24 protein-coding genes are annotated in these 22,894 nt (G+C 33.1%); 8 read left to right on the top strand and 16 right to left on the bottom strand.

Features of this window, described 5'->3' with window-relative positions; translation table 11 throughout:
- The first annotated feature begins 27 nt into the window (after nt 1–27).
- The 5 genes from BUB80_RS19010 (at nt 28) to BUB80_RS18990 (ending at nt 4,614) form a co-directional block, all read left to right on the top strand.
- Nucleotides 28–480, top strand: a complete 453-nt coding sequence (locus tag BUB80_RS19010; protein WP_073296390.1) for a hypothetical protein — start codon at nt 28–30, stop codon at nt 478–480.
- A gap of 2 nt (nt 481–482) precedes the next feature.
- The gene (gene dtd / locus BUB80_RS19005) at nt 483–932 is read left to right on the top strand and encodes a D-aminoacyl-tRNA deacylase (RefSeq protein ID WP_073296387.1); all 450 of its coding nucleotides are present in this window, start codon (nt 483–485) and stop codon (nt 930–932) included.
- A 3-nt stretch (nt 933–935) separates the two neighbouring features.
- Complete coding sequence (locus BUB80_RS19000) at nt 936–2,063, top strand: serine hydrolase domain-containing protein (RefSeq protein WP_073296385.1); 1,128 nt, start codon at nt 936–938, stop codon at nt 2,061–2,063.
- 56 nt (nt 2,064–2,119) lie between these two features.
- The gene (locus BUB80_RS18995) at nt 2,120–2,803 is read left to right on the top strand and encodes an FKBP-type peptidyl-prolyl cis-trans isomerase (protein WP_073296382.1); all 684 of its coding nucleotides are present in this window, start codon (nt 2,120–2,122) and stop codon (nt 2,801–2,803) included.
- A gap of 119 nt (nt 2,804–2,922) precedes the next feature.
- Nucleotides 2,923–4,614 (top strand): S8 family peptidase, encoded by a 1,692-nt coding sequence (locus BUB80_RS18990; RefSeq protein WP_073296379.1) that lies wholly within the window; start codon nt 2,923–2,925, stop codon nt 4,612–4,614.
- A 102-nt stretch (nt 4,615–4,716) separates the two neighbouring features.
- On the opposite strand, the gene BUB80_RS18985 is transcribed toward BUB80_RS18990, so the two are convergent.
- The 9 genes from BUB80_RS18985 to BUB80_RS18940 form a co-directional block, all read right to left on the bottom strand.
- On the bottom strand, nt 4,717–5,229 hold the full coding sequence (locus tag BUB80_RS18985) for a hypothetical protein (protein ID WP_073296377.1): 513 nt from the start codon (nt 5,227–5,229) through the stop codon (nt 4,717–4,719).
- A gap of 46 nt (nt 5,230–5,275) precedes the next feature.
- Nucleotides 5,276–5,809, bottom strand: coding sequence for a hypothetical protein (locus tag BUB80_RS18980; RefSeq protein WP_073296374.1), 534 nt, complete (start codon nt 5,807–5,809; stop codon nt 5,276–5,278).
- Between the two features lie 108 nt (nt 5,810–5,917).
- The gene (locus tag BUB80_RS18975; RefSeq protein WP_083547284.1) at nt 5,918–6,586 is read right to left on the bottom strand and encodes a DUF1361 domain-containing protein; all 669 of its coding nucleotides are present in this window, start codon (nt 6,584–6,586) and stop codon (nt 5,918–5,920) included.
- Nucleotides 6,587–6,600: 14 nt separating this feature from the next.
- Entirely contained in the window at nt 6,601–7,971 is a 1,371-nt protein-coding gene (locus BUB80_RS18970) for a DUF4153 domain-containing protein (RefSeq protein WP_073296371.1), read from the bottom strand.
- Nucleotides 7,972–8,009: 38 nt separating this feature from the next.
- Complete coding sequence (locus BUB80_RS18965) at nt 8,010–8,495, bottom strand: Coq4 family protein (protein ID WP_073296366.1); 486 nt, start codon at nt 8,493–8,495, stop codon at nt 8,010–8,012.
- Nucleotides 8,496–8,872: 377 nt separating this feature from the next.
- Nucleotides 8,873–9,163, bottom strand: coding sequence for a winged helix-turn-helix domain-containing protein (locus BUB80_RS18955; protein WP_054511899.1), 291 nt, complete (start codon nt 9,161–9,163; stop codon nt 8,873–8,875).
- Between the two features lie 39 nt (nt 9,164–9,202).
- On the bottom strand, nt 9,203–9,826 hold the full coding sequence (locus BUB80_RS18950; RefSeq protein ID WP_073296363.1) for a hypothetical protein: 624 nt from the start codon (nt 9,824–9,826) through the stop codon (nt 9,203–9,205).
- A 4-nt stretch (nt 9,827–9,830) separates the two neighbouring features.
- Complete coding sequence (locus tag BUB80_RS18945; RefSeq protein ID WP_073296360.1) at nt 9,831–10,448, bottom strand: hypothetical protein; 618 nt, start codon at nt 10,446–10,448, stop codon at nt 9,831–9,833.
- Between the two features lie 135 nt (nt 10,449–10,583).
- Nucleotides 10,584–11,348: an enoyl-CoA hydratase/isomerase family protein gene (locus BUB80_RS18940; RefSeq protein ID WP_073296357.1), complete on the bottom strand. Its 765-nt coding sequence runs from the start codon at nt 11,346–11,348 to the stop codon at nt 10,584–10,586.
- A 251-nt stretch (nt 11,349–11,599) separates the two neighbouring features.
- Here BUB80_RS18940 and BUB80_RS18935 point away from each other — a divergent pair, with 251 nt between their 5' ends.
- From BUB80_RS18935 to BUB80_RS18925, 3 genes are read left to right on the top strand one after another with little or no spacing between them, the layout of a single operon-like run.
- Nucleotides 11,600–12,142 (top strand): phage tail protein, encoded by a 543-nt coding sequence (locus BUB80_RS18935; protein ID WP_073296354.1) that lies wholly within the window; start codon nt 11,600–11,602, stop codon nt 12,140–12,142.
- A 56-nt stretch (nt 12,143–12,198) separates the two neighbouring features.
- Nucleotides 12,199–12,741 carry a phage tail protein gene (locus tag BUB80_RS18930; RefSeq protein WP_073296351.1) on the top strand — a complete coding sequence of 181 codons (543 nt, stop codon included), beginning with the start codon at nt 12,199–12,201 and terminating at the stop codon, nt 12,739–12,741.
- Nucleotides 12,742–12,776: 35 nt separating this feature from the next.
- Nucleotides 12,777–13,610 (top strand): T9SS type A sorting domain-containing protein, encoded by an 834-nt coding sequence (locus BUB80_RS18925; RefSeq protein ID WP_073296349.1) that lies wholly within the window; start codon nt 12,777–12,779, stop codon nt 13,608–13,610.
- 128 nt (nt 13,611–13,738) lie between these two features.
- On the opposite strand, the gene BUB80_RS18920 is transcribed toward BUB80_RS18925, so the two are convergent.
- The 7 genes from BUB80_RS18920 to paaZ form a co-directional block, all read right to left on the bottom strand.
- Complete coding sequence (locus BUB80_RS18920; protein WP_073296346.1) at nt 13,739–14,443, bottom strand: DUF4241 domain-containing protein; 705 nt, start codon at nt 14,441–14,443, stop codon at nt 13,739–13,741.
- Between the two features lie 288 nt (nt 14,444–14,731).
- A complete protein-coding gene (locus BUB80_RS18915; RefSeq protein ID WP_073296343.1) occupies nt 14,732–17,422 on the bottom strand; it encodes a DEAD/DEAH box helicase family protein in 2,691 nt (896 codons plus the stop codon).
- Nucleotides 17,419–18,114 (bottom strand): SMUG2 DNA glycosylase family protein, encoded by a 696-nt coding sequence (locus tag BUB80_RS18910; protein WP_073296340.1) that lies wholly within the window; start codon nt 18,112–18,114, stop codon nt 17,419–17,421. Before BUB80_RS18910 ends, BUB80_RS18915 begins: the two co-directional genes overlap by 4 nt.
- 2 nt (nt 18,115–18,116) lie before the next feature.
- Nucleotides 18,117–18,905: a DUF4241 domain-containing protein gene (locus tag BUB80_RS18905; protein ID WP_175549631.1), complete on the bottom strand. Its 789-nt coding sequence runs from the start codon at nt 18,903–18,905 to the stop codon at nt 18,117–18,119.
- A 49-nt stretch (nt 18,906–18,954) separates the two neighbouring features.
- Entirely contained in the window at nt 18,955–19,491 is a 537-nt protein-coding gene (locus BUB80_RS18900; protein WP_073296334.1) for an SMI1/KNR4 family protein, read from the bottom strand.
- Nucleotides 19,492–19,662: 171 nt separating this feature from the next.
- Nucleotides 19,663–20,274, bottom strand: a complete 612-nt coding sequence (locus BUB80_RS18895) for a transposase (RefSeq protein ID WP_073296331.1) — start codon at nt 20,272–20,274, stop codon at nt 19,663–19,665.
- A 118-nt stretch (nt 20,275–20,392) separates the two neighbouring features.
- On the bottom strand, nt 20,393–22,882 hold the full coding sequence (gene paaZ / locus BUB80_RS18890) for a phenylacetic acid degradation bifunctional protein PaaZ (RefSeq protein WP_073296328.1): 2,490 nt from the start codon (nt 22,880–22,882) through the stop codon (nt 20,393–20,395).
- Nucleotides 22,883–22,894 lie beyond the last annotated feature (12 nt).

Genomic DNA, 22,894 nt, shown 5'->3' with positions numbered 1-22,894 from the left:
TACAAATATATAAAAATTTAAATTGAAATGAAAAAAAGTTTCTCAATACTATCTATTTTCACAATGCTGATATTCAGTGTTTTAACTATAAATTCTTGTGGTACAAGAGAAGACACAGTCAGTTGTTTTCCGAACGCTCCCATCAGTGTAATATTAAACCTGAACCTTCCTGCCTACTATTCTTTAAACCAAGTTGGAGGCTGGAAATACATTGATGAGCAAAGTTCGGGTACCAGAGGATTAATTGTAGTAAGAGCTTCTAGTACGACCTTTAAGGTTTATGACAGAAATGCACCCCATATTTGCCCAGATTCCAATACCACTCTTGAGGTGAAAGATGATATCAGCATTGTGTGTCCAAAAGACAATGCAAAATGGATTTTGCTTACCGGACAGCCAACGGCCGTTGCTAACGTTCCACCAAAAACATACCTATACAACTATGATTCAGCAAGTAATGTTTTAAATATATATTATTAAATATGAAAGCTGTTATTCAAAGAGTTTCTGAAGCAAGTGTAAAAGTAGACGGAACAATTGTAGGAGAAATTGGTAAAGGATTAATGCTATTGGTAGGTATTGATGAAAATGATGAAAATTCAGATGCAGATTGGCTTGTTCAGAAAATTTTAAATCTTAGAATTTTCGGTGATGAAGATGGAAAGCTCAACCTTTCTGTACAAGATATTTCTGGAGAGATTCTTTGTATCAGTCAGTTTACATTAATTGCTGACTACAAAAAAGGAAACCGTCCGTCCTTCATTAAAGCGGCAAAACCAGATAAGGCTATTCCTCTTTTTGATTATTTTAAAGAAGAAATATCGAAATCAGGACTAAAAACTGAGAGCGGAATCTTTGGAGCAGATATGAAAGTTTCATTAATCAACGACGGTCCCGTAACGATTGTGATGGATTCTATAACCAAAAGTTAATCAATGATTTTTAAATTAAAAACCTACTTAATATTCTGTATTATAGCTTCATCTTTTTTGTTAGGTCAAAATCGCGATCAGCTTCTAAAAGTAAAACTTGATTCCGCTTTTTCAGAAGTATTTAAAGAAAATGAGCCAGGAGGAAGTATTCTCATTCAGCAAAATGATAAAGTTTTGTATGAAAATTCTTTTGGATTGGCAGATCTTAAAACAAAAGAAAAGTTTACATCAAAAACGGTTTCCAATCTTGGATCGATAACTAAAACATTTGTAGCCTACGGAATCTTATTGCTTGAAGACAGAAAACTGCTTTCTACCAATGATAATCTTCTTACTTTTTTTCCTGATTTTAAAAACAAAGAAATTGCATCAAAGATAAAACTGAAACATTTTCTTACCCATACTTCTGGGATTCCAGATCTAAGACATGTTGAAAAAGACAGCATTTTTTTCTTAACTGCAAAAGATGATGAAAATTTCAAACCACTAACTTTCTCCGATTCATTAGAATTCGAACCCGGTTCAAAATTTGAATATTCAAATCCTGCTTACAACGGATTAGCCTTGATAATTGAAAAAGTTGGTAAAAGAAAATGGCAAGACTTCATTGAAAAAAACATTTTCAAACCCGCCGGAATGAACAATAGCAAAATAACCGATGGGAGTTTTCCAAACAAAAATGTTGCTCACGGATACATTCTAAAAGATGGTAAATATAAAGAGTACGATTATGGTGAATATCCAACTTTCACTGCTGCTGGAAATGGCGGAGTTTGGAGCTCTATTGAAGATCTTAAAAAATATGTAAAAGCCATTAATGAATGTAAATTTGCAAACTGCAATATTATCAAATCTTCAAAAACAGCATGGAGTCCCGAAAACTGGAAAGAGAAGGAGCCTTTTTATCATTCCGGAGTTTGGTTTATACATCCAGGTTTTTACTATTACGCAAAAACGGAAGAAAAAGTTAATGTCATCGAACATGGAGGAGACCAAGGAGGATTTAAATCAAATTTAATTATGATTCCGGAGAAAAACATTTCAATAATCTGGCTCACCAATAATAACAAATATATAACAGGCCATATCCGTAGAATATTATTGAAGCTCAATTATATTACATCAGATTAAAAACAAATTCCATTACAAAAGCTTAAATTTACAACATATATAATTTATAACAGAAAATGAAAAAAACGTTAGCTACTTTAGTTCTTCTTGCAGGAATCAACACTGCTTATGCTCAAAAATCTTATACAGACGATCAAAAAGCATCTTATTACATCGGTCTTGACATTGCCCAAAACCTTAAAAAGCAAGGATTTACTGTAGATCCTGATCTTTTGTCTCAGGCTATTAAAGATGAGTTTTCGGATAAGCCAAGATTACTTCCAAAAGAAGAAATGGGAACTTTCTTACAAGGTTTCATGCAAAAACAAGGGGAGAAAAGACAAGCTCAGGATAAGTTGAAAGCTGAAGAAAATAAAAAGAAAGGAGCAGAATTTCTTGCGAAAAACAAGCTAAACAAAAAAATAACAACTACAGCAAGTGGTTTACAGTATGAAGTTCTGACACCAGGTGACGGAAAAGCAAAACCTACTGCATCAAGTACTGCTAATGTAGCCTATACCGGAAAATTAATGGACGGAACTATTTTTGATTCTACAGAAAAACAAGGAGGAAAACCTATTGAACTAAATGTTTCAGGAGTTATAAAAGGTTGGACTGAAGGTATTCAATTGATGAGCAAAGGTGCTAAATACAGATTTTATATTCCTTCTGATTTAGCATATGGAGATAGCGGAGCTGGTGGTGTAATTCCTCCCGGAGCAACGTTAATCTTCGATGTAGAATTGGTAGATTTTAAATAAGATTTTGATCTTAATATAATTTAAAAGCGTCTCTCAAAATTTTGAGAGACGCTTTTTTTAAAACCAAAACTTAAAATCACTATATTTATTCCCTAATTGTAGAAATAAAAAAAATACTTATGAAAACAAGAATCTTTATCTTATTTATTTTCTGTTTCTTCCTTTCTTTTGGGCAAAACAGAAAGGGGCAATTTCAACTACAGAAAAACTCAAATTCACACAGCCTTTATGTTTCTTTTTCTAAAAATGCTAATGCTGTTGATATTATTAATTATACTTTAAGAAAAAATCCTGCATTCAAAGAATTTGTAGAATCAAATAGAATTTCATTTGTGAATGATCTCGGTTTCAGTGATCAAAAACTGAACGAAATGCTTGAAAGCAGTAAAAAAATTAAGAACTCTGGAGAATCAATTGAAAAGTTAAAACGAATTTTCAAAGTTGAAACTACAGTAAAAGACAATGAAGATATTTTAAAATTGGCAGAAAGTTTTGAAAAATTTCCTGAGATAGAATATGCTTCAATATTGAGCAATGAACCTATTGAACCTCCTTCAACAGCTACTTTTGTGATTACACCAAATTTAGAAGCTTCTCAAACTTATTTATTTGACAATCCTGGAATTAATGTAAATTATGCATGGTCAAGAGGAATTACAGGGCAAAATGTAAGAGTACGTGATGTAGAATATGGTTTTCATAAAACTCATGAAATGTTGGTTAACAGAAATACTATTCAATTAGAAGCTGGTGTTACTCCAAATGCAGCACTTACAACTCCAAGCAGTCCAAATTACAACTGGCTGGATCATGGAACTGCCGTAATGAGTATTTTAGGTTCAGCAAAAGACAATATCGGACTTTCAGGAAGCGCTTATAATGCTACTGAAATGAAAGGGTTTCTAGAATGGACAACCACTTCATATAACAGAGTTGCAGCCGTGACAAGAGCTATTAACGCTTCCCAGGCAGGAGATATTGTTTTGTATGAAATGCAAACGGGAGGTCAAAACTCCAATTATGTTGCTGCAGAATATAACAATCTTATCTGGGACCTGACAAAAGCAGCAACAGATTCCGGAATCATCATTATTGCAGCTGCAGGAAATGGTAATGAAAATCTTGATTCTTCTTTCTACTCGGCTTATAATGCAAGAGGTAATAGCGGGGCTATTATTGTTGGAGCAGGAACCAATACTACTGCCCATTCAAAATTAAGTTTCAGTACATATGGCGCAAGAGTGGATGTACAAGGTTGGGGGCAAAATGTTTTGGCCGCAGGTTATGGAGGCTGGGCAACTTATGATGGAGATACCAACAGAACATATACACTTTTCAGTGGAACAAGCTCTGCTACACCCGTTGTATCTTCTGCAGCTATTTTAATTCAATCTTATTATCGTCAGACCACAGGACAATATTTAACTCCGGCAGCTATGAAAAACCTTCTGGTGACAACAGGAATACCTCAAGGTGGAAATTTAACAACCAAAATTGGTCCGCTTCCAAATATTAAAGCAGCTATAGAGCATTTAGAAAAGAATCCTACGCTCTCTGCAAGAAGTAGTATAAATGTAACTCCATTAAAAATTGAGATTTATCCTAATCCTGCGTCGAATTATATTTCAGTAAGAAGCCAGGAAAATAAAAATGTTGATTTTGAAATTATTAATATGGCGGGACAATCTATTCTGAAAAACTCAACTTCATCTGATAGAAAATTAAATATCTCAGAACTTCCAAAAGGAACCTACATTATCAATGCCACAGATGGCCAAAGAAGAGTTGTTGAGAAGTTTATTAAACAATAATTTGAATATTTTTAATTATATAAAATTACGGATTATCATAAAATAAAACACGTCTCTCAAAATTTTGAGAGACGTGTTTGTTACAATAAACTTTTATAAAAACTATTTCGCAGGAACACTGCTGAAATTAAGTGCGATTTTTAAGTTCATATCTGAACTTGTCTGATTTTTCAATTCGTAAACCGTTCTTACTGTAAGACCTGAACTTTTTACCACTTCATCTAAAAATCCTGTATCATTAAGATCTAGATTTAAACTTGCTGCATTTGTAGAAATGGGAGAACGTGATGCCACTAATCTTTCTTTTGTACCGCTTGAAGAAACATATACTTTTATAGATTTAAGGGCACTCAAATTTCCTCCGGATGGAGAAACTACAGAAATTTTAGCATCAGAAATTCTTACATCTTTGATCTTCGCATTATTATTTCCTCCCACCCAAGTCTGTACATTGGTAGCAGTTGCCGTAGAAGAAACCTCTTTATCAGCAGGAACTCCGGTAGAAATTAAAACATTAGTTGTATAAGGAAATGTATTCTGAACCAGTGACTGAACAGTTCCACAACTTACAAGAGCTGTAGAAGCCACAATGGCTGTTAAAAACATATTTTTCATAATAGTAATTCTTTTGCAGGATAACTTACAGAAATTGTACCAAAAATTATTCTACACTTACCTTAAAACTACCTTTTTCATTTCCAGAAGCCATATTACTTTTTCCGATAATAAGCCAAACCTCCCCTTTTCCTGAAATCTCATGCGTAAGCTCTCTTCCAAAAGGGCCGTCATACTTTCCATTAGGCAATTTTATTTGGTTAAATCTAATGTTAAAATCTTTTTGATTGGTTACAATTTTAGCCTTGATATCAGATTTTTCGTAATCTGTAATTTTTAAAATCAGTTCTTGGTTATCTTTCGTAAACTCTTCACCAAGTGTAAACGGAAGTTGGGAAGCATCTGCCGTTCTTATAATCTGGCCTTTCTTCGTATTTCTCATCACCCCCGAACGCAGTACTTCTTTTGTGACCGGAGAATTATTGATGATAGAATCTTTTTTTCTTATTGCTACAGAATCTACTTTGGGTTCTGGCATTTCTGTGACCATCATTGAATCTTTATTCGGAGTTTCCGTAATAGTTGCTTCTTTTTTACAAGAAATAATAATCAATGGGATCAACAATAAGGATTTTTTCATAATAGTTATTTTTAAATGATACACTTGAGCTTTAATTGCTCATGATGCTATTCAGAAGCTAAAATTGTTCCATAAAGTATATTAAAACCTTAAAAAATGCTTAGCTTGTTATTTTTCAGGACTAAAAGTATCCTTTCTAATAGCTCTCAACATGAAGTACATAAAATTGAGCATGATTCCCATTAAAACAGTAACTCCCCACGTTTTTGTATAGTCTAACGGATAAACAAATCTCACAGCAATATCATTAAATAACCCAAAAGGATTGTTCAAAACATCCCAACTGTTCCATCTCAAAAATCTTCCAAGATACACTCCAAAACTGCTTAGAAACAGAAACAAAACAGCAATAATACTAATTGTTGATCTTTTAAAATAGGATGAAAGCATTTTTTCGATATCCAATAAACTTATAAAACCACAAATCAATCCTGCCCAAGCGTATGAAAGAATAACTATAAGATCATACCAAATAGGCACTGAATTTCTTGTTCTTAAATGAAAAAGATCGGTCAGAATATAGGGTGAATTAGGAAAAAATAATATCCAAACTACAATAGCAAAAGCCAATGCAACTTTACTTTTAATGTGAAATATCAATAAAAAGCTACTTATTATAATCGGAATCCATGCTAGGAACAAATTCCAGTTCAGAAAGAAAAACACTTTTGTATCACTTAAATAATATCTAAAAACTGAAAGGCTGAAACAAAATAATGTCATCAATATCAATAAGATTGTTATCTCAAACCTTTGGTTATTCTTTAATTTTTTCATCATTTTCAAATAAATCATTTAATTGTTTGATAATAAATAACCTTTGACAGAAAGCTTTCTTTCTGATAAAATCTTACTCTTTCCATAATATCTTTCTCTATGCCTTCAGAATGATTTTCTCTGGCATATTTTAGCAGATATTCTTCATTGAAATTAACCGCAGTTTTATGGTAATAATAATCAAAATGATTGCTTTTTATATTTTGAGAAGTTATGAAGCCACCCCAATTAAAATAGCTACACACTAAAATAGTTCCATACACATATCCAATCATTGTATTAAATAAGAAGGCATTCCTTTTTTTCATTTGAATTTTAATGAATGTCAGAATCAAACCAATTAATGATAAAATTAAAAATCCGAAAACCCCCAATCTTTTATATGTAAAACCAGAATTAATAACATATTCATAGTTTTTCATCATTGCAGAAAGAACAAGAATTATATTTAATACAATCCATATTTTGGCCAAAATTTTAAGCAATCCGGCTTTAGGATCAAAATTAAAACTCGATTTAAAATAAAACATAATCACCAAAATTGCCAATACGATTGAAACAATTACTGCATTTACTCTTTCGTGTGTTTCTGCAGAAAGTTGATTTGGTGTCTTTACTGCTTCAAAAAACTGTTCATAATTATAGGTGGCAATAAAGAATATCAATAAAATATTTAATGAAAAGAAAGAAATAACTCCACTCATTCTTTCAGCATCCAGATCCAGAAAAGAATAGGTTGATCTCTGAATTTTATTTTCTTCCTTGAAATTATCATCTAATAAATGATTCTGTTTGTAAATCAGCTTTTCAACCGAATAATTCCAATAATTAAATGCAAAGAAAAAGCCTAAAACGGTGATTGATACAAATTGCCAAAAGTTAATGTCCAACTCAATATTCTTAAACAAATTCGCAAAATGATCACTTCCAGCAGAATAAACTCCAAAGAAAATAGCCAACAGCACAAGCGGAATCAATACAAAAGCTAATGCTTTCTGCCATAATCCTGGGATATTTCTTTTCGGTAACCATTTATCAAAATTGAAAAATCGACAAAGAAACGTAAAGCAGTTGACCACAAAAACAGGAATAAGGAAAAGTATTTTTAGCCTTCTGTTCTTTGATCTGTAAGATAACAGTAAAAGTGAACTTGCAATCGCCAAAAATGATGGAAAATCTCCATACCAAGCAAATGCAATACTGGAAAGAATGCTCGTTACAAAAAGAATAAGAAATGTTCGAGTTCTGTTTCTTTCAGGCGTTTTATATAAGGTAAGGGAAGCATAAATAATTCCCAGAATTCCTAGATTCAATCCCACACTTTCGTCATAAAATAAGATTACAAATAATAAGGTGGTGAGTAGTATATAATGATGTGTTTTCATAATAAAAAAATTAGATGTTAGTATTTGGTTATTGGTTTTTAGTAATATACCGGGGATTGTTTTTGCTGAATAAAATCTTTCAAGTGATCAAAATTCTGCCATAAAAGATTTTCAAAATCCCAATTGTGAAAAGACCTCATATTTCGACCTTTTTGAAAGGCTTTTCTATAGGTTTTATAATATTCCGGAAAGACAAAAGTTCCCAACAGCAAAACCCCTAATAAATAAGCACTTCTTTTTCCGTTTCCGAAAAGCAGATATTGCATGGCAATTTCATCCTGAATATTGGTGCTGTAATCTGTAATGAGATGATAGACATCGTGGTTTTCCATTTTAGGAATCATTCTAAAACCATGAGCCTGATAAAAATCACCTAATGTTTTCCCTAATGAATCTTCTTTAAAACTTAACAACTGTTTTTCATCAAACTGCCATTGTCTCTTTTTCTTTTTAAAGTATTTCCGGTATTGCTTTTGAGAATTTTCATACATGAAAAGCAAAAATTGAACACGTAATTTTTTCATTAGTTTATTATTTTAATTAGTTATAAAAAAGGAATGAGTAAAAGAGTAATACAGGAATATTTAATAGAATGATTAAAGCTGATTCCAAGCATACAACAAACTGATTTTGATAAAATCCACCGTAAATAAGAAGTCCAAAAAATATTACTGCATTGATTAAACTTCCAATACTTAAAAAAAACAGTGACGCTATTGCAAATTCTATGATATGACTAAATATAAAACCGAAAAGAAATATATTTCCTAAAAGAAAAGTAGTCCAGAACGTATATTTCCCTATATTTTTAATTGTTGAGTTATTCATTTTATTAATTATTAATTCCATCAGACGCAAAGAACTTTGAATTACAAAGCAAAAAGATAAAAAAATATAGAGCTTACCTCCCTATTAATTTTTCCAACATATTTAGATGTTCTGTAAATGCCTCTCTCCCACTTTGGGTGACTCTATATGATGTTTTAGGCTTTTTACCCACAAACTCTTTCTTCACTTCTATGTAAGCAGCTTTTTCCAACGCATTGCTGTGACTGGCTAAATTACCATCTGTAATTTCCAGCAGACTCTTCATTTCTGAGAAATCAACCCAATCGTTCACCATGAGAACAGACATAATGCCCAATCTTACACGGCTTTCGAATTCTTTGTTGAGTTGATTTATATTGATCATTTTCTAAATATATTTTTAATATTAATCCTTAGTTTTAAGCTAAATAGCCATTATTAATTTTAGTATATACAAAACAGTAATACTTATAATTAATGACAAAATTCCCACAGCAATAAACCAATTTCCTGCAATATCATCCCTTTTCACAGCATAGAAATCGTATACATTTGTTAATTTAATCGCTCTACCAGAATTTGCAATTATTAATTCTTTTTCGTTATTAAAATCTTTTACCTCATCTGTTTTTGTATTATATGAAAAGTACTTATTATTAAGTGTTTTTCCAAAAACAAGTCTTCCATTTTCTTCAATTTCAACTACTTCCGACAAGATCAATTGTCCATTATCTTCTTTTCCAATAAAAGCATATTTCGGTAAATCAATAAATATCAATTGATGATTATTTTCTAGAGGAACATACCAAGCATCACCAATACCAATATCTACTTTTTTATATTCAGAAACAATTGATGAACCAATAATTCCACAAAAATATAATGTATATAATCCTATAAATGGAGAGACTACCGCAAAGGAAATCTTCCTTCCAATTTTTTGTTTATTACTTATAAAATAAGTAATTATACTCCCAACTACGGCAATTATAATGCTTACAATAAATATTACAATCAGATGTATAAGTATTACAAAACCAATTCCCATCTCGCTATTTATACTTCTTATGCATAATCAATCCATACACAATATGTAAAACTCCAAAGCCAAGCGCCCAAAACAACAATCCCCATCCTAAAAAGAATATGGAAAGTAGCCCTAAAACGATTTGGCAGTAGCCTAAGTATTTTACATCCGTTAAAGTATATCTTTCCGCATTTACCAAAGCCAGTCCATAAAAAATCAAAGTTGCAGGGGCTACTAAAACAAAGAGATGGTGATAAAGAAGAGCTAAACACACCATTCCGCCCGTTACCAAAGGAACACTAAAAGTGAACAACAATCTTTTGGTTGTAGCATCCCAAATTTTCAGTCCTTTCTTTTTACTTTTATTAGCAGTAAAAAAATATCCGCTGAGAACAGCGACAAACAGAATCAAAGTTCCAATAATAACCAATTCGCGAACTAGAGCCGGGCTAAATATATTTCTGTTACCATCAAAATAGTCAATCCCCTCTCTCTGAAAAACAACATACACATAACCGGCACCAATAAGTGCAGCCAAACCAGCAACCACTCCGGATAATCCGCTTAATGAAATAAATCTGGAAGAACGCTCCATCATGGAACGAATATGTGACAGATCTTCGTGATAGTTTTTTGAATCCATATAAAGAACTTTGAATTACAAAGTTAGAATTTATTTTTGATCTACAAACTTTTTTTTCTAAAATGAAGAAATATTTTAGTAAAATAAAAAGCCGCTGAAAATTTCAACGGCTATATATATTTAAAAGATTAATACCTATTTTGCTCTCAATCTCTCTTTAATAGATTCAATATTTTTCTTTGCAGAATCTTCAAGAATCAAACTTGCACTCATATGAATTCTTGCAGGCATTAATTCATTAAAATGATCTGTTCCTTCCCAAGATACTTTTTTAATTAAAGCCAAAGCATCACTACTTCTTGTTGCTAACGTTTGCATAAATTTCTCCAACTTAGCATCCATCTCTTCGATATTTTCTGAAACCGAATGATACACATTATGTTGCTCTGCCCATTCTGCTGATCTGAAATCTGCATCAATCGCCATTGCCGAAAATTGAGATTTTCCTATTTTTCTTTCAACATAAGGTCCAATTACAAATGGCCCAATTCCTAAATTGATTTCCGTTAACGCCAGAGCAGAATCTTTTGTTGCGAAACAATAATCAGCACCACAAGCAAGGCCTACTCCACCTCCTGTTGTTTTTCCCTGAACTCTTACCACTACAATTTTGCCACAATTTCTCATCGCGTTTAAAACTTTAGCAAAGCCACCGAAAAATTTTGTTGATGCTTCCAGCACGTCAATAGACAAAAGCTCGTCGAAACTTGCACCTGCACAAAAAGCTTTCTCTCCTTCACTTTTCACAAGAATAGCTTTTACCTCATCCTTGGCACCTTCATCTAAAATGGTCTGAGCCAGCTTTTCTAAAATTGCTCCGGGAAGAGAATTACTTTTTGGAGTTCCGAATGTGATCTCGGCGATATTGTTTTTCAGTTCTGAAACTACGAATTCGTTCATTTTTTAATTATAATTAGATTCTTACAAAAATACTAAATACGAAGCTTTTAATGAAAATTAAAATAAGTATTCTTTCATAAAATCCGCTATCCATTCAGTAAAAATACGGAGTACCCAATTTGGTATTTTCTACTCTACCTATCGTTTTATATATATCGTTCCTTTGACTTGTTAATAAACACCAACAACCGGCGGAATCTGAAAAGCCTTATAAAAGAGTAAGAACATTTAAAACTGAAAAAAATAATATCATGGACGAAATGATTGGAGTAATTAAAGTTTTTGCAGGAAACTTTGCCCCTAAAGGTTATCTAATGTGCGATGGAAGCTTATTGCAAATCCAAAGCAATTCTGCCCTTTTCTCAATTTTAGGTACTACCTATGGTGGTGATGGTATAAGAACCTTCGCTTTACCCAATTTAAAAGGACGTTATCCTTTGGGATCAGGTAATGTAAACGCGAACGAATACTATCCTTTAGGAGTACAGGCAGGAACTACACAAACAACTCTTCTTCAGCAAAACTTACCCAGCTTTATAAGCCAGATAAAAGTAGCAAATGCTAATGCAAACTCCATCACTCCTTCTGCAACTTCATCAATTGCAATCACAGGAACACCGAATGGAAGAGAATTCAGCCCTATCCCAAGTTTTGTAGATGGTGATCCTAATACGGCTATCAATCCTAAATCTGTTTCTTTTACGGGTCAGAATTTACCTGTCAACAATATGCCTCCTTACTTAGCATTAAACTACATTATCTGTGTACAAGGTATTTATCCTTCAAGACCATAAGCTTTACAATCTATAATGCACTTAAAAAAATCAATAACTGAAAAAACTATACAATCATGGAAGAATTAATGGGCACTATCAAATTATTCGCAGGAAACTTTGCCCCTAGAGGTTTCTTATTCTGCAACGGAGCTTTATTAAGCATTGCAAACAATTCTGCACTTTATTCATTAATAGGAACTACCTATGGTGGTGATGGACAATCTACTTTCGCGCTCCCTAATCTTAACGGACGTTACCCTATTGGATCGGGAAGTTCAAACACAGGAAAAACATATGACCTTGGTGAGATGTCGGGTTCTGCACAAACTACTCTTTTGAGTTCAAACTTACCAAGCTTTATAAGCCAAGTAAAAGTAGCAAATGCGAATGCAAATTCTATAACACCTTCTTCTGGTTCTTCGTTAGCAATTACCGGAACACCAAACGGAAGAGAATTTCATCCAATACCAAGCTATGTAGACGGTGACCCTGATACTGTTATTAATGCAAAATCTGTTTCATTTATTGGTCAGAATTTGCCTATTAACAATATGCCTCCTTACTTAGGATTAAACTATATCATTTGTGTTGAAGGTATTTACCCTTCAAGACCATAAAGTTAAATTTATAAACAACCTAAACAATTAACATCATGAAAAGCACTACTTTTTTCACGATCTGTAGTCTGCTCATTTCCCTTTTTACCTTTGCGCAGACAAGTACAGAAGTTTTCGAAACTGAATCCAGTGGAAGTACAAGTTTTACGGATAATGGAGTAATTTTCAATATTATCTCGCATAATGCTCCTGCCTCCATTTTTGATATTGCTAACTATCCCAATACTGGTTGGAATGGCACATCAAATGACAATAGGTACATTGATAATACAGGATATGCAACAGATGCGAATGCGAATGTTTCTTTTAGTATAAAAACAACTTCAAACTTGTTTAAAGTAAATAGATTTTGGGTATTTCTAGCTAATTATCTTATCAATCAAAATGCTTCAGGAACTCTTACAGTTACCGGAAGATTAAATGGTATAACCAAATTTACCCAAACTAAAAGTACAGGTTTTGCAACATCTTTGGGAACGACAAATGGATATACCCTAATTGATCTTACTAATCTGAATGGACAAAACTATTCCAATATTATTGTGGATGAGCTTCGACTTACCATCGGTGGAGACTATCGCTATCTTGGATTTGATGCCTTTACTTGGGTAAAAGATTCCGGTATTGTCTTAGGAACAAATGATGCTAAAGTAAAAGATAAGACCAGCATCTATCCAAACCCTACAAGTGGTGAATTCTCGATGACAACTGAAGAAAATACTAAAGCTCAAGTTTATAACCAAGAAGGCAAACTTGTAAAAAGTCTAGACCTTAAAAAAGGAATCAATGAAACAAACATTGCCGAACTTCCAAGTGGAGTTTATATCATAAAAACACCCTCAGAATCTTATAAGATCATAAAAAAATAGCTTATAGTATAGTTAAAAAACTAATAACCATGAAAATTTTAACATAAGCATGTTGTACCACGAAGATTCTAATTACACAATTGTGATAAAATCCCTTGATTACTTCAAGGGATCTTTATTTTTTAAGACTAAAAAAGTGATTCAACATCAATAAAATAAATATACAATCCGGTGATTTGATCTTGCGAATCATATCCAAAATATACAGGATAGCCACCATCTCCAAAACCAGTTGCAAATACTGGAATATGATAAGGTGTTTCGGGAATATTCATATTGATCCAATCTCCAATTTCCCTTTGGTTTTGTGGATTTTTTTGATAACTATTTTCAAATAGCTCCGTTGTATAATCAAAGAATTTATCATCCGGAATATCACCACCTCTAAATGTAAAAAAATGAGCAAACACTTCTGCATCTGTAATAAAAGCCAGCCCAGTATCTACTCCGAATCCGAAAAAATTACCTTTTTCATAATTTTCAATATCTTCATCGCCCTTTAATGCTTCACGGTAAATCATTGGTTGATTATCCGTAAACTGAATTTTAGCCGCAGCATATCTGCTTCCGGAATTTTCTGTTTTTATAACTGCCAATTTTACAGGAAAATTTCCCTTTGGAGCTTGTATCAAAAAAGGACGTTCATTTTCTTCTAAAAGGACATTTGGATCTCTGATTATTATTTTTCCTGAGGGCAAAGAAACATTTCCGACATCCATCACTTCCATTTCTACAGAACCTATCTGCGTGGAAGTAAAATACAATTCTAAGTCTTTAGGGGAAACAAGAAGATCTTTTATTTCTTCATATTTCTTAAGCCAATTTTCATCCATGTTTTTAGTTTAAAAATACCATTTATTTTGAACTAAATATTAAAACGTATAACATTCTAATTCAGTTTACAAATAGTATGAAATTTTCTTATCAATAATAAAAAAATGCAATTTTTTTTATCAAACCTCCGTATTTATATTGTTAATTTATTTCACTAGAATAATCTAAAATACTCAAACTGATGTATCATTTTTTCATGTATCACTTTCTGCATTTCGTTATTTCATTTTCCGAATACAAAATTCATGTGCCATCTTGTGATTCTAATATTTCAGGAGATTCTCATTTTATCTGGTCCATTTATGAAGATGTTCAATTCTTACGTTTCTTTTCATTAATGATTGAAATCTTAATGTAAGCAGTATCTTTCTACCTTCAATTGTTCTGGTAAAAATTAAATCAGAAGCTTCCATCATTTCACTCCAAGTTTTACTGAAAAACTCTGCACTTCTTTTATTTTTAGCAAAGACTTCAGGTAGTGGATAATAGCTATTTTTCTTTACAAACAAGAAACTTTCTTTTTTCTCCAACAAATATCTGGGATTATCAACAGGAGAAACTAATTCCTGTAACGTCTGAATAAATTGAGACTTCTCATAATTACTTCCACCTTCCAAATGACAAACTGTATTTTTGTAATGATCCGCAGAACTTACGACCTTCAGTTTTTCAAGAGGTGTTCTTATAATTCTTTCATTGATTAATCCCTTTACTACAATATTTCCTATTAATTCAATATGCTTTGCTATGTTTCTGTATTTAAGATATTGCTTTGTTGCCCTGTAAAACTTCCCTCCATATATCAAGAATCCAGCGGCTCCGAACAAAAATGCAAACCATGAAAAGCTCGTTACAGAACTAATAGATTTAGCAGATCGAAACATTCCCATCAACAAATCCCACCAAAACATCACAAAAGCAGAAACAGCAGCTCCTGATAGGTTTGTGATCATTTTGCCAAGAGACTTCATCTTAATTTTCTCATTATCTTTCAGCTCTTCAAAAGGAATCTGTATTTCTTCCACAAGGATATCTCCTTTATCTAGGGCTATTTTCCATCGTTTAGAAAGATTTTTCCTATCCCCGGCAGAAACAAATGTATTTTGATTAATTAAAGAAATTCCACGGTTATTCTCAATAGTCTTGATATGTAATCTTTCAAAATTATTTTCAATGGTAGGATTGTCTTTACTTGAAATACCAACGAATGTTTTAAATCGTTTTCTTACAATATCAAAATCTTGCCCACCATTTTCGCTATGCTCATCAAAACATATCAGGTGCCAAATATTTCCGGTTTTCTCAGGATTATCTTTCTGTGTTCTTATTACTCTACCTCTCATTTGGTTAGAGAGAACGAATGAGCTTACGAAACTTGCCAAGATGAGAGTGTTCATTTTAGGAGCATCCCAACCTTCCCCTAACAGCGATTTTGTACCTATTAAAATTTGAATTTCACCGCTCTGAAAAATTTCTGTAACAATGTGCACAATATCATGTTTTACAGACTCTGAAAGATTTACTAAAAAGTATTCGCCATCATAAGAAAGCTCAGAAACAGAAACTTTTGAAATCCCTTTTTTAAGGCAAAGATCATTAAATAATCCAAGAGAGGTTTTAGGAATAATTACTATACTTCCCGTTAAAACACCAACCTTTTTTTGTTGGGAATTTTCTCTTCTTAATTTTTCGAAAATAGAAATAGCTCCCATCTTATCAAGATCGAAGGTATTTTCTCTTTCAGTACTTAGGTATTCTTTTTTGATGAAATCTGTAAGAATCACCATTTTCAAATCTTCCTTCAAAACAGAATATTCAAAGTCGGCGATATCTTTTATTCCCTGAAGTTTTCCTATACTGGAATTAAGAATCTGTGATACATTTTTATTATCAAAAAAACCAACTCTTTTTTTGTCTAGAAAACCATGTCTCCTTAATCTATTTTCAAGATCCGTGCGATATTCCTCGGAATCTTTAAAATTGATTCCGTCAACAAATAAATAAAAATCAAGTAACTCTTCAAACCAAAAGAAATCAAATTCGGGGATAAATTTTTGTTCATCGCCGATGATTTCAAAATGAAGTTCCGAAATTTCCTTCCCTCTGAAGTTCATGTAAACCAAGCCTGAAGTATAAGAAGAAACATTCTCATAGATCCATTCTAAATGCAGTTGGGGATCTTGATATACAGAATGATTTTCGATGGTTCCTAAAAGAACATCATCATTTCTAATTTCTTCAAAAAATTCATTCGCCTGAATATGGTACTGTTCAATTTTCAATTGTTCCTTTTGCGTCGGTAACGTAAAATAGACCAAATCCTGATGCGGACATAAATCTCCTTCTATCATTAATTCCGGAACTGAAATTTCTACGTCCACAGCGCCATTCAACTGAATGTATTTTTGCCATTCCGCACCTGAAACATCAAAAGGAGGCGTTGCAGTAAGCGCAACAATCGTCGGATTAATTTCAGCCTTTAGATCTATTAAACTTCTCCACCATACATTTTTAAGATGATGGGCTTCGTCTAAAATAAAGGTTCCCACTTTCTGTTTTTTTAATTTCTTTACAAGTTCTGAAATTGTATAATGAGAAGAAATTTCATCAGCCTCTTCATTAATGTTGTCTTTTATAGTATTGCAAGCAGCATGAATTCCCTGATAAGTAGTAACGGTAATAAAACCGGGATTTTTGATATCAGTAGAAATCCAATCAGGAATAATTTCTGTATTGAGAAAAAGCTCTCCAAATCTTTGAATCCACTGATTTCTGATGGCTAAAGTTGGCGCAACAATCAATGTGGGTTTATTAAGTCTTATCATTACCTCTAATCCCAAAACCGTTTTCCCAGAGCCTGGAGGAGCTACAATATGAAGATGGTTATCTGTAAGATATTCGTCAACATTATCCAGAAAATTTTTCTGATATTTTCTCCAATTATATTTAAATTTTAGATTTTCCGGAAACGAATTCATTCCACCTCATTTTTTAATGCTACAATATACTTATCAATATACATCTCTTTTTCTTTCAATTTATATTGCTGAATATATCTGGGATGTTCCAACACCGTCATTCTATCAAAAAGCTTTGCTTCTTTATTGAGTTTGGAAATAAAGTCTGCATTTTTCTTTCCTAAAATAAAAACTTCCGAAGTATCTAGATTTAGGTTGATGTGTTTCCTTAAAGAATCAATCATAAAATCTTTCACGTCTTCGAATAGCTTTTTATCATCATAATAATTAGCATTCAACCAACCGGTTTTTGCTTTTCTTACAATGGCTAGAGGAAATGGAGAATTGATATAAAAATCTTTGTAGAATTCTTCTACACCGCCGTATGCTGTAATCATATCATACATAAAAACAGACGAAATCTCATGCGTATGAGCAGACTGCATTGTAATTCCACAGATACTTTCCAACCTTTTGGTATCGGTAAACGGAACGCCCGTCACTCCTGCTCCATGACGACTTGGATTGATCCCAATAATGAATTTTCTTTTGTTGGAATCGTTATAATATTTTTGATAAAACTTTTGCATGACTTCCATCGTTTCCGGATTATCTAAATACGGATTCAATACTTGAAAACCTTCAGGAAGATTTCCTGCATATTCCAGATTTTTATTGAAGTGAACAACTTGATCAGCAAAAGTTTTATTCATATTTAGTTTTTAAGAAAAACGAAATTTTCAGGTTGATCATCATCATCGCCGTCTACATAGTCTACATCGTCCTCGTCTCCTTCATCACTTAAAGCCAATTCAACATCAATAAATTGAATGTATAAACCACAAATTTCTTCATTGGCATCATAAGCAAAGTAAACAGGATAGCTACCGTCACCAAAACCACTTGCAAACATCGGAATCTGATAATTTGTATTGGGAACCGTCCAATTAATCCAGTCTCCTGCTTCTCTCTGATTGTTCGGATGATCTTTATAGCTTTGTGCAAAAATTTCGGCAAAATAATCATCGTAAACGTTGTCTACATCTGTTGCATCTATAAATTCATCTACAAAAGGAAGTACTTCTTTATCGGTAATACAACCTAAACCAGCATCCACTCCGAAACCAAAATAATCATCTTCGGTTACGCCTTCCAATTCTTCAATTCCAACTAAGGCTTCTCTGTAAACAACAGGCTTTTCTTTGGTAAACTCCACTTTCACAACAGCATATCTGTCTCCCCAATCTTCAGATTTCACCACAGCAATCGTCACAGGAAAGTTTCCTTTCGGAGCCTGAATAAAATAAGGTGATTGATTCGCATTCAGAGAAACCAACGGATCTCTCACCACCACTTTTCCGGAAGGAAGAGAAACATTTCCGATTTCCATCGTCTCCATTTTCTGTCCCAGAATTTCATCGGAAGTAAAATAGGTCTCCAGGTCTGTAGGACAAACCATAATATTTTTCACTTCTTCCCACTTTTGCATCCAGTTTTCGTTCATTATTTTCACTATTTATGATTTAATTGTAAGTTTTAAAAATACAGCTTATTTACTCGGCATCAAACTCGTCTTCGTCTTTTAATCCTTTAATAAATGTTTCAAAATCCTTTGCCAGAAAAATTTTCTTATAATCAGCTTCCTGATCTACATGCACCACTTCCGGCTCGCCGTCTTTTCCACACTTCGAATAATCAAGTAAGATCATATCATGCCCTGCAGAAGGGCAATCTGCAATATAGACTCCGATTGCAGGATATCCCCATTCATCAATCATAAACTGGCTTCCGAGTTCTCCGCAAACAGAATATGTTTTCTCTCTTCCGATTCCCATAATTCCGGTAATTGCAATATGATCATCTGCCCAAGAATTCTCTTCTGTTGTAGGAAAGCAGCTTTTGTCTACTAATCCTCCGTTCTGAATTCTCATCAATTCGATATAAGAAGCAGGAAGTTTATAGCCTAATTCATTTTCAATTGATGTAATCATTTCATCATCGGGAAATTCTTCGATATAATCTCTTACTGAATAACTGCTTTCACTCCAGAAATCGGTAAAGTCAAAGTCTTTGAAAAATTGTAGTTCCATATTTTGTTTTAAATAAATGAGATTCTGATTTTACTGTAAAAGTAATTATCATTTTTAATTAAAAACATTTCTTTAACTAATATTTTGTACTGAGCACTAACAATCCTTGTCAAGGTTTTGAACCTTGACAAGGATGGAAACTTGCAATTGACTTCAGAAGCAGAAGCAAAATTAAAACTCAAAATCAATCATTTTTTTATGCGATGCTATAAAATTTTCTCTATCATCGAACAACTCAATAACCTCATCTCTTTTCAATAAAGTTTTAGAATGACTTAAAATGGATTGATAAGAAGAAAAATTATATATTGAAAAATCACTCGTAATAAAATGATTCTGTGGATTTTGATGAATATAAATAATTGTATTAATTAAATATTCATCTGAAGTAATCAATTTTCTTTTAAATGGAGATTCTATCAAAGCTCCATGTCTATTGTTTTCTTTATTAAAAGCTTGTGAATAAGAATTAAAAATTCTAGCAAATTGTTTTGAAAAAATATTTTGTGGTGAATGAAGCCCTACAGAAGCCTTGTCAAGGTTTGGAACCTTGACAAGGCTCTCCAATTCAAAATCAGATTTTATCTTAATTAAAAGATGAAAATGATTAGACATAAGACAATAAGAATAAACATCGCAAACCGGAGTAAGAAATTCAGAAATTTTACTAAGAAAGAATAAATAATTCCGATCGGATTTAAAAATATTTTCACCGTTAATTCCACGATTATAAATATGGTAAAAACGATCTGCTTCAATGGGAGTAGTTCTAATGTCTGTCATTTGTGTGTTTTGTTTTAATCCTTGTCAAGGTTTGGAACCTTGACAAGGATTAAAAGTATTAAAAAAATCCCTTTCAGTAAAAACCAAAAGGGATTATAAATCTATATTTTATATTGAATTAAATCAATCCAAATTGCTCAAAATGATGGGTAAAATGTTTTTTGTGCATCAGTTCCCACATTTCTTTGTTTAGTTTTCCGAATACAAAATTCATGTGTTCAGCTTGTGGGTTTTCTTTATAATACACTGAGAATTTCTTCAAATTATCTAGGAAAGACTGTTTTGCAACATCTAGGTTTTTATGTCTTAATTCCAGTAACTTTTCATCTTCAGCTAAGAATGGCGCTGGGAAATCCTTCGGCATCTTTCTGTGATTATAAAGAGAATCCTGCCATTTTTCTAATTGTTCTTCAGGAGTGAAACATTTATCAGCTTCAGGCTCGCCTAAACTTACCAAAATACCATGTTCCAAATGTTCTATCATTTGTTGAGGAGACATTTTACCCCAGGTTGGTTGAGTTGACTCAGTTAAACCTTTTACAATTTTCTGAACATTTTTAAGATCAATAAAAGGAGAATGTTTTGCTACCAACGTTAAAATGGTCGCTACACAAACTACTTCCTCTCTTTGATTCACCACTTCAACCAGCCATTTTACCACACCGGAAGGAATATTTCTTCCTTTTACTCCTCTGTTGATTTTTTCTTTAGCTGTTAAATAAACCGTAATCGTATCTCCCGCATAAACAGGTTTGAAGAATGAACAATTTTCTAATCCGTAGTTCGCGATAACTGGTCCTTTTTTCCCTGAAACAAATAATCCAGCCGCTGCAGAAAGGATGAAATATCCATGCGCTACCGTTTTATCAAAAATAGTTCCTGTTAAGCTCGTAGCATCTGTATGTGCGTAGAAATGATCCCAAGAAACATTAGAGAAATTCACAATGTCTGCATCAGTAACCGTTCTTCCTGCTGTTTCCAACGAATCTCCAACCTCAACATCTTCAAAATATTTCTGGAAAGGATGTTTGTCTGCATATTTTTTCTCTGCTCCTTGCTGATATACTTTTGTGATCGCCGTCAAAATATCCGGAGAACCTTGAATTGCTGTTTTTTGAAGGAAGAAATGAAGACCATTCAATCCACCCATTTCCTCGCCTCCTCCTGCTCTACCAGGACCTCCGTGCATTAATGTCGGAAGTGGAGAACCATGACCAGTACTTTCTTTTGCATTATCTCTGTTTAACACGAAAATTCTACCGTGTTGAGAAGCCATTTTCCAAGAAGTTTCTGCCACAAATTTCTCATCATGAGAAACAATAGAACCTACCAAACTTCCTTTTCCTCTTTTTGCCAACGCTGCAGCTTCTTCAGCATCTTTGTAAGGCATCAAAGTAGAAACCGGACCGAAAGCTTCAACATCATGAGAGATGTTTTTTGTAAATGGAGAATCGTTTAAGAACAATTTAGGACTCATAAATGCCCCATTTTCATAGTCTGCGTCTACAAGCTCATGCTTCCCATCATAAACGAGTTCATTTTCAGTTTTTAAGATATTTATTTTTCTTACAACTTCGTCATATTGCTGTTTCCCAACCAAAGAGCCCATTCTTGTATCTTTACTTAATGGGTTTCCGATTTTAGTTTGATCTAAAGCTTTAGACAAAGCATTCTGAACATCCCCAATTAGTTTTTCAGGAACTATGATTCTTCTAATGGCTGTACATTTCTGACCCGCTTTTGTTGTCATTTCTGTACGAACTTCTTTAATGAACAAATCAAATTCAGGAGTTCCCGGTTTTGCATCCAATCCAAGAATTGAACAGTTCAAGGAATCTGCTTCCATATTGAAACGAACAGAATTCCCTGAAACAGACGGCAAAGATTTTAATTTTCTACCTGTTATTGCAGAACCTGTAAACAATACAGAATCTCCATCCTGAACATAATCCAAAATATTTCCCGGCTCCCCGCAAACCAATTGAAGGGCCCCTTCAGGAAGAACTCCACTTTCAATCATATCCTGAAAAACTGCATTGGTCAAATAAGAACCAAAAGGAGATGGCTTCACAATAGATGGAACACCCGCCAACAATGAAGTTGATAATTTCTCCAACATTCCCCAAACAGGAAAGTTATATGCATTGATTTGTACAGAAACACCTTCACTTGGCGTTAAAATGTGAGTTCCTAAGAAAGTTCCGTTTGCCGAAATTTTCTGAGTTTCCCCATCTACCCAAAACGGAGTGTTGGGAAGCATTCTCTTTGCCAATCCTGAATACGTAAAGAACGTACCAAAACCTCCTTCAATATCAACCCAAGAATCTGCGTGAGTCGCTCCTGTTTTATATGATAATTCGTAATATTTTTTCTTTCTTTCTAAAAGGTAAAGCGCCACTTTTTTCAACATTTCTCCACGATCGTAGAAAGTCATTGAAGACAAATTTTTGTACCCTACCGTTCTACCATAATCAAGTGCTTGTTCAAAATTCAGCCCTTCAGTATCTGAAACAGCAACTTGCTCTCCCGTCACGGCATTGTATAAAGGAATTCCGTTTCCGGTACCTTCAATCCATTCTCCGTGAATATAGTTTTTTAACTTTTCCATATAGTTTTTTAC

The organism is Chryseobacterium polytrichastri, from assembly GCF_900142445.1.
Lineage (GTDB): Bacteria > Bacteroidota > Bacteroidia > Flavobacteriales > Weeksellaceae > Chryseobacterium > Chryseobacterium polytrichastri.
Note: the sequence above shows the minus strand (reverse complement) of the source record. Positions and strands in the feature narration are given on the sequence as shown.

Excerpts from the sequence above, each read along its gene's own strand:
- BUB80_RS19000 (WP_073296385.1), top strand. The coding sequence starts at position 936 with ATGATTTTTAAATTAAAAACCTACTTAATATTCTGTATTATAGCTTCA.
- BUB80_RS18955 (WP_054511899.1), bottom strand. The coding sequence starts at position 9,163 with ATGATCAATATAAATCAACTCAACAAAGAATTCGAAAGCCGTGTAAGA.
- dtd (WP_073296387.1), top strand. The coding sequence starts at position 483 with ATGAAAGCTGTTATTCAAAGAGTTTCTGAAGCAAGTGTAAAAGTAGAC.
- BUB80_RS18950 (WP_073296363.1), bottom strand. The coding sequence starts at position 9,826 with ATGGGAATTGGTTTTGTAATACTTATACATCTGATTGTAATATTTATT.
- BUB80_RS18920 (WP_073296346.1), bottom strand. The coding sequence starts at position 14,443 with ATGGATGAAAATTGGCTTAAGAAATATGAAGAAATAAAAGATCTTCTT.
- BUB80_RS18965 (WP_073296366.1), bottom strand. The coding sequence starts at position 8,495 with ATGAAAAAATTACGTGTTCAATTTTTGCTTTTCATGTATGAAAATTCT.
- BUB80_RS18900 (WP_073296334.1), bottom strand. The coding sequence starts at position 19,491 with ATGGAACTACAATTTTTCAAAGACTTTGACTTTACCGATTTCTGGAGT.
- BUB80_RS18940 (WP_073296357.1), bottom strand. The coding sequence starts at position 11,348 with ATGAACGAATTCGTAGTTTCAGAACTGAAAAACAATATCGCCGAGATC.
- BUB80_RS18930 (WP_073296351.1), top strand. The coding sequence starts at position 12,199 with ATGGAAGAATTAATGGGCACTATCAAATTATTCGCAGGAAACTTTGCC.
- BUB80_RS18935 (WP_073296354.1), top strand. The coding sequence starts at position 11,600 with ATGGACGAAATGATTGGAGTAATTAAAGTTTTTGCAGGAAACTTTGCC.
- BUB80_RS18975 (WP_083547284.1), bottom strand. The coding sequence starts at position 6,586 with ATGAAAAAATTAAAGAATAACCAAAGGTTTGAGATAACAATCTTATTG.
- BUB80_RS18945 (WP_073296360.1), bottom strand. The coding sequence starts at position 10,448 with ATGGATTCAAAAAACTATCACGAAGATCTGTCACATATTCGTTCCATG.
- BUB80_RS18915 (WP_073296343.1), bottom strand. The coding sequence starts at position 17,422 with ATGAATTCGTTTCCGGAAAATCTAAAATTTAAATATAATTGGAGAAAA.
- BUB80_RS18970 (WP_073296371.1), bottom strand. The coding sequence starts at position 7,971 with ATGAAAACACATCATTATATACTACTCACCACCTTATTATTTGTAATC.
- BUB80_RS18895 (WP_073296331.1), bottom strand. The coding sequence starts at position 20,274 with ATGACAGACATTAGAACTACTCCCATTGAAGCAGATCGTTTTTACCAT.
- BUB80_RS18925 (WP_073296349.1), top strand. The coding sequence starts at position 12,777 with ATGAAAAGCACTACTTTTTTCACGATCTGTAGTCTGCTCATTTCCCTT.
- BUB80_RS18905 (WP_175549631.1), bottom strand. The coding sequence starts at position 18,905 with ATGAACGAAAACTGGATGCAAAAGTGGGAAGAAGTGAAAAATATTATG.
- paaZ (WP_073296328.1), bottom strand. The coding sequence starts at position 22,882 with ATGGAAAAGTTAAAAAACTATATTCACGGAGAATGGATTGAAGGTACC.
- BUB80_RS18985 (WP_073296377.1), bottom strand. The coding sequence starts at position 5,229 with ATGAAAAATATGTTTTTAACAGCCATTGTGGCTTCTACAGCTCTTGTA.
- BUB80_RS18990 (WP_073296379.1), top strand. The coding sequence starts at position 2,923 with ATGAAAACAAGAATCTTTATCTTATTTATTTTCTGTTTCTTCCTTTCT.
- BUB80_RS18995 (WP_073296382.1), top strand. The coding sequence starts at position 2,120 with ATGAAAAAAACGTTAGCTACTTTAGTTCTTCTTGCAGGAATCAACACT.
- BUB80_RS19010 (WP_073296390.1), top strand. The coding sequence starts at position 28 with ATGAAAAAAAGTTTCTCAATACTATCTATTTTCACAATGCTGATATTC.
- BUB80_RS18910 (WP_073296340.1), bottom strand. The coding sequence starts at position 18,114 with ATGAATAAAACTTTTGCTGATCAAGTTGTTCACTTCAATAAAAATCTG.
- BUB80_RS18980 (WP_073296374.1), bottom strand. The coding sequence starts at position 5,809 with ATGAAAAAATCCTTATTGTTGATCCCATTGATTATTATTTCTTGTAAA.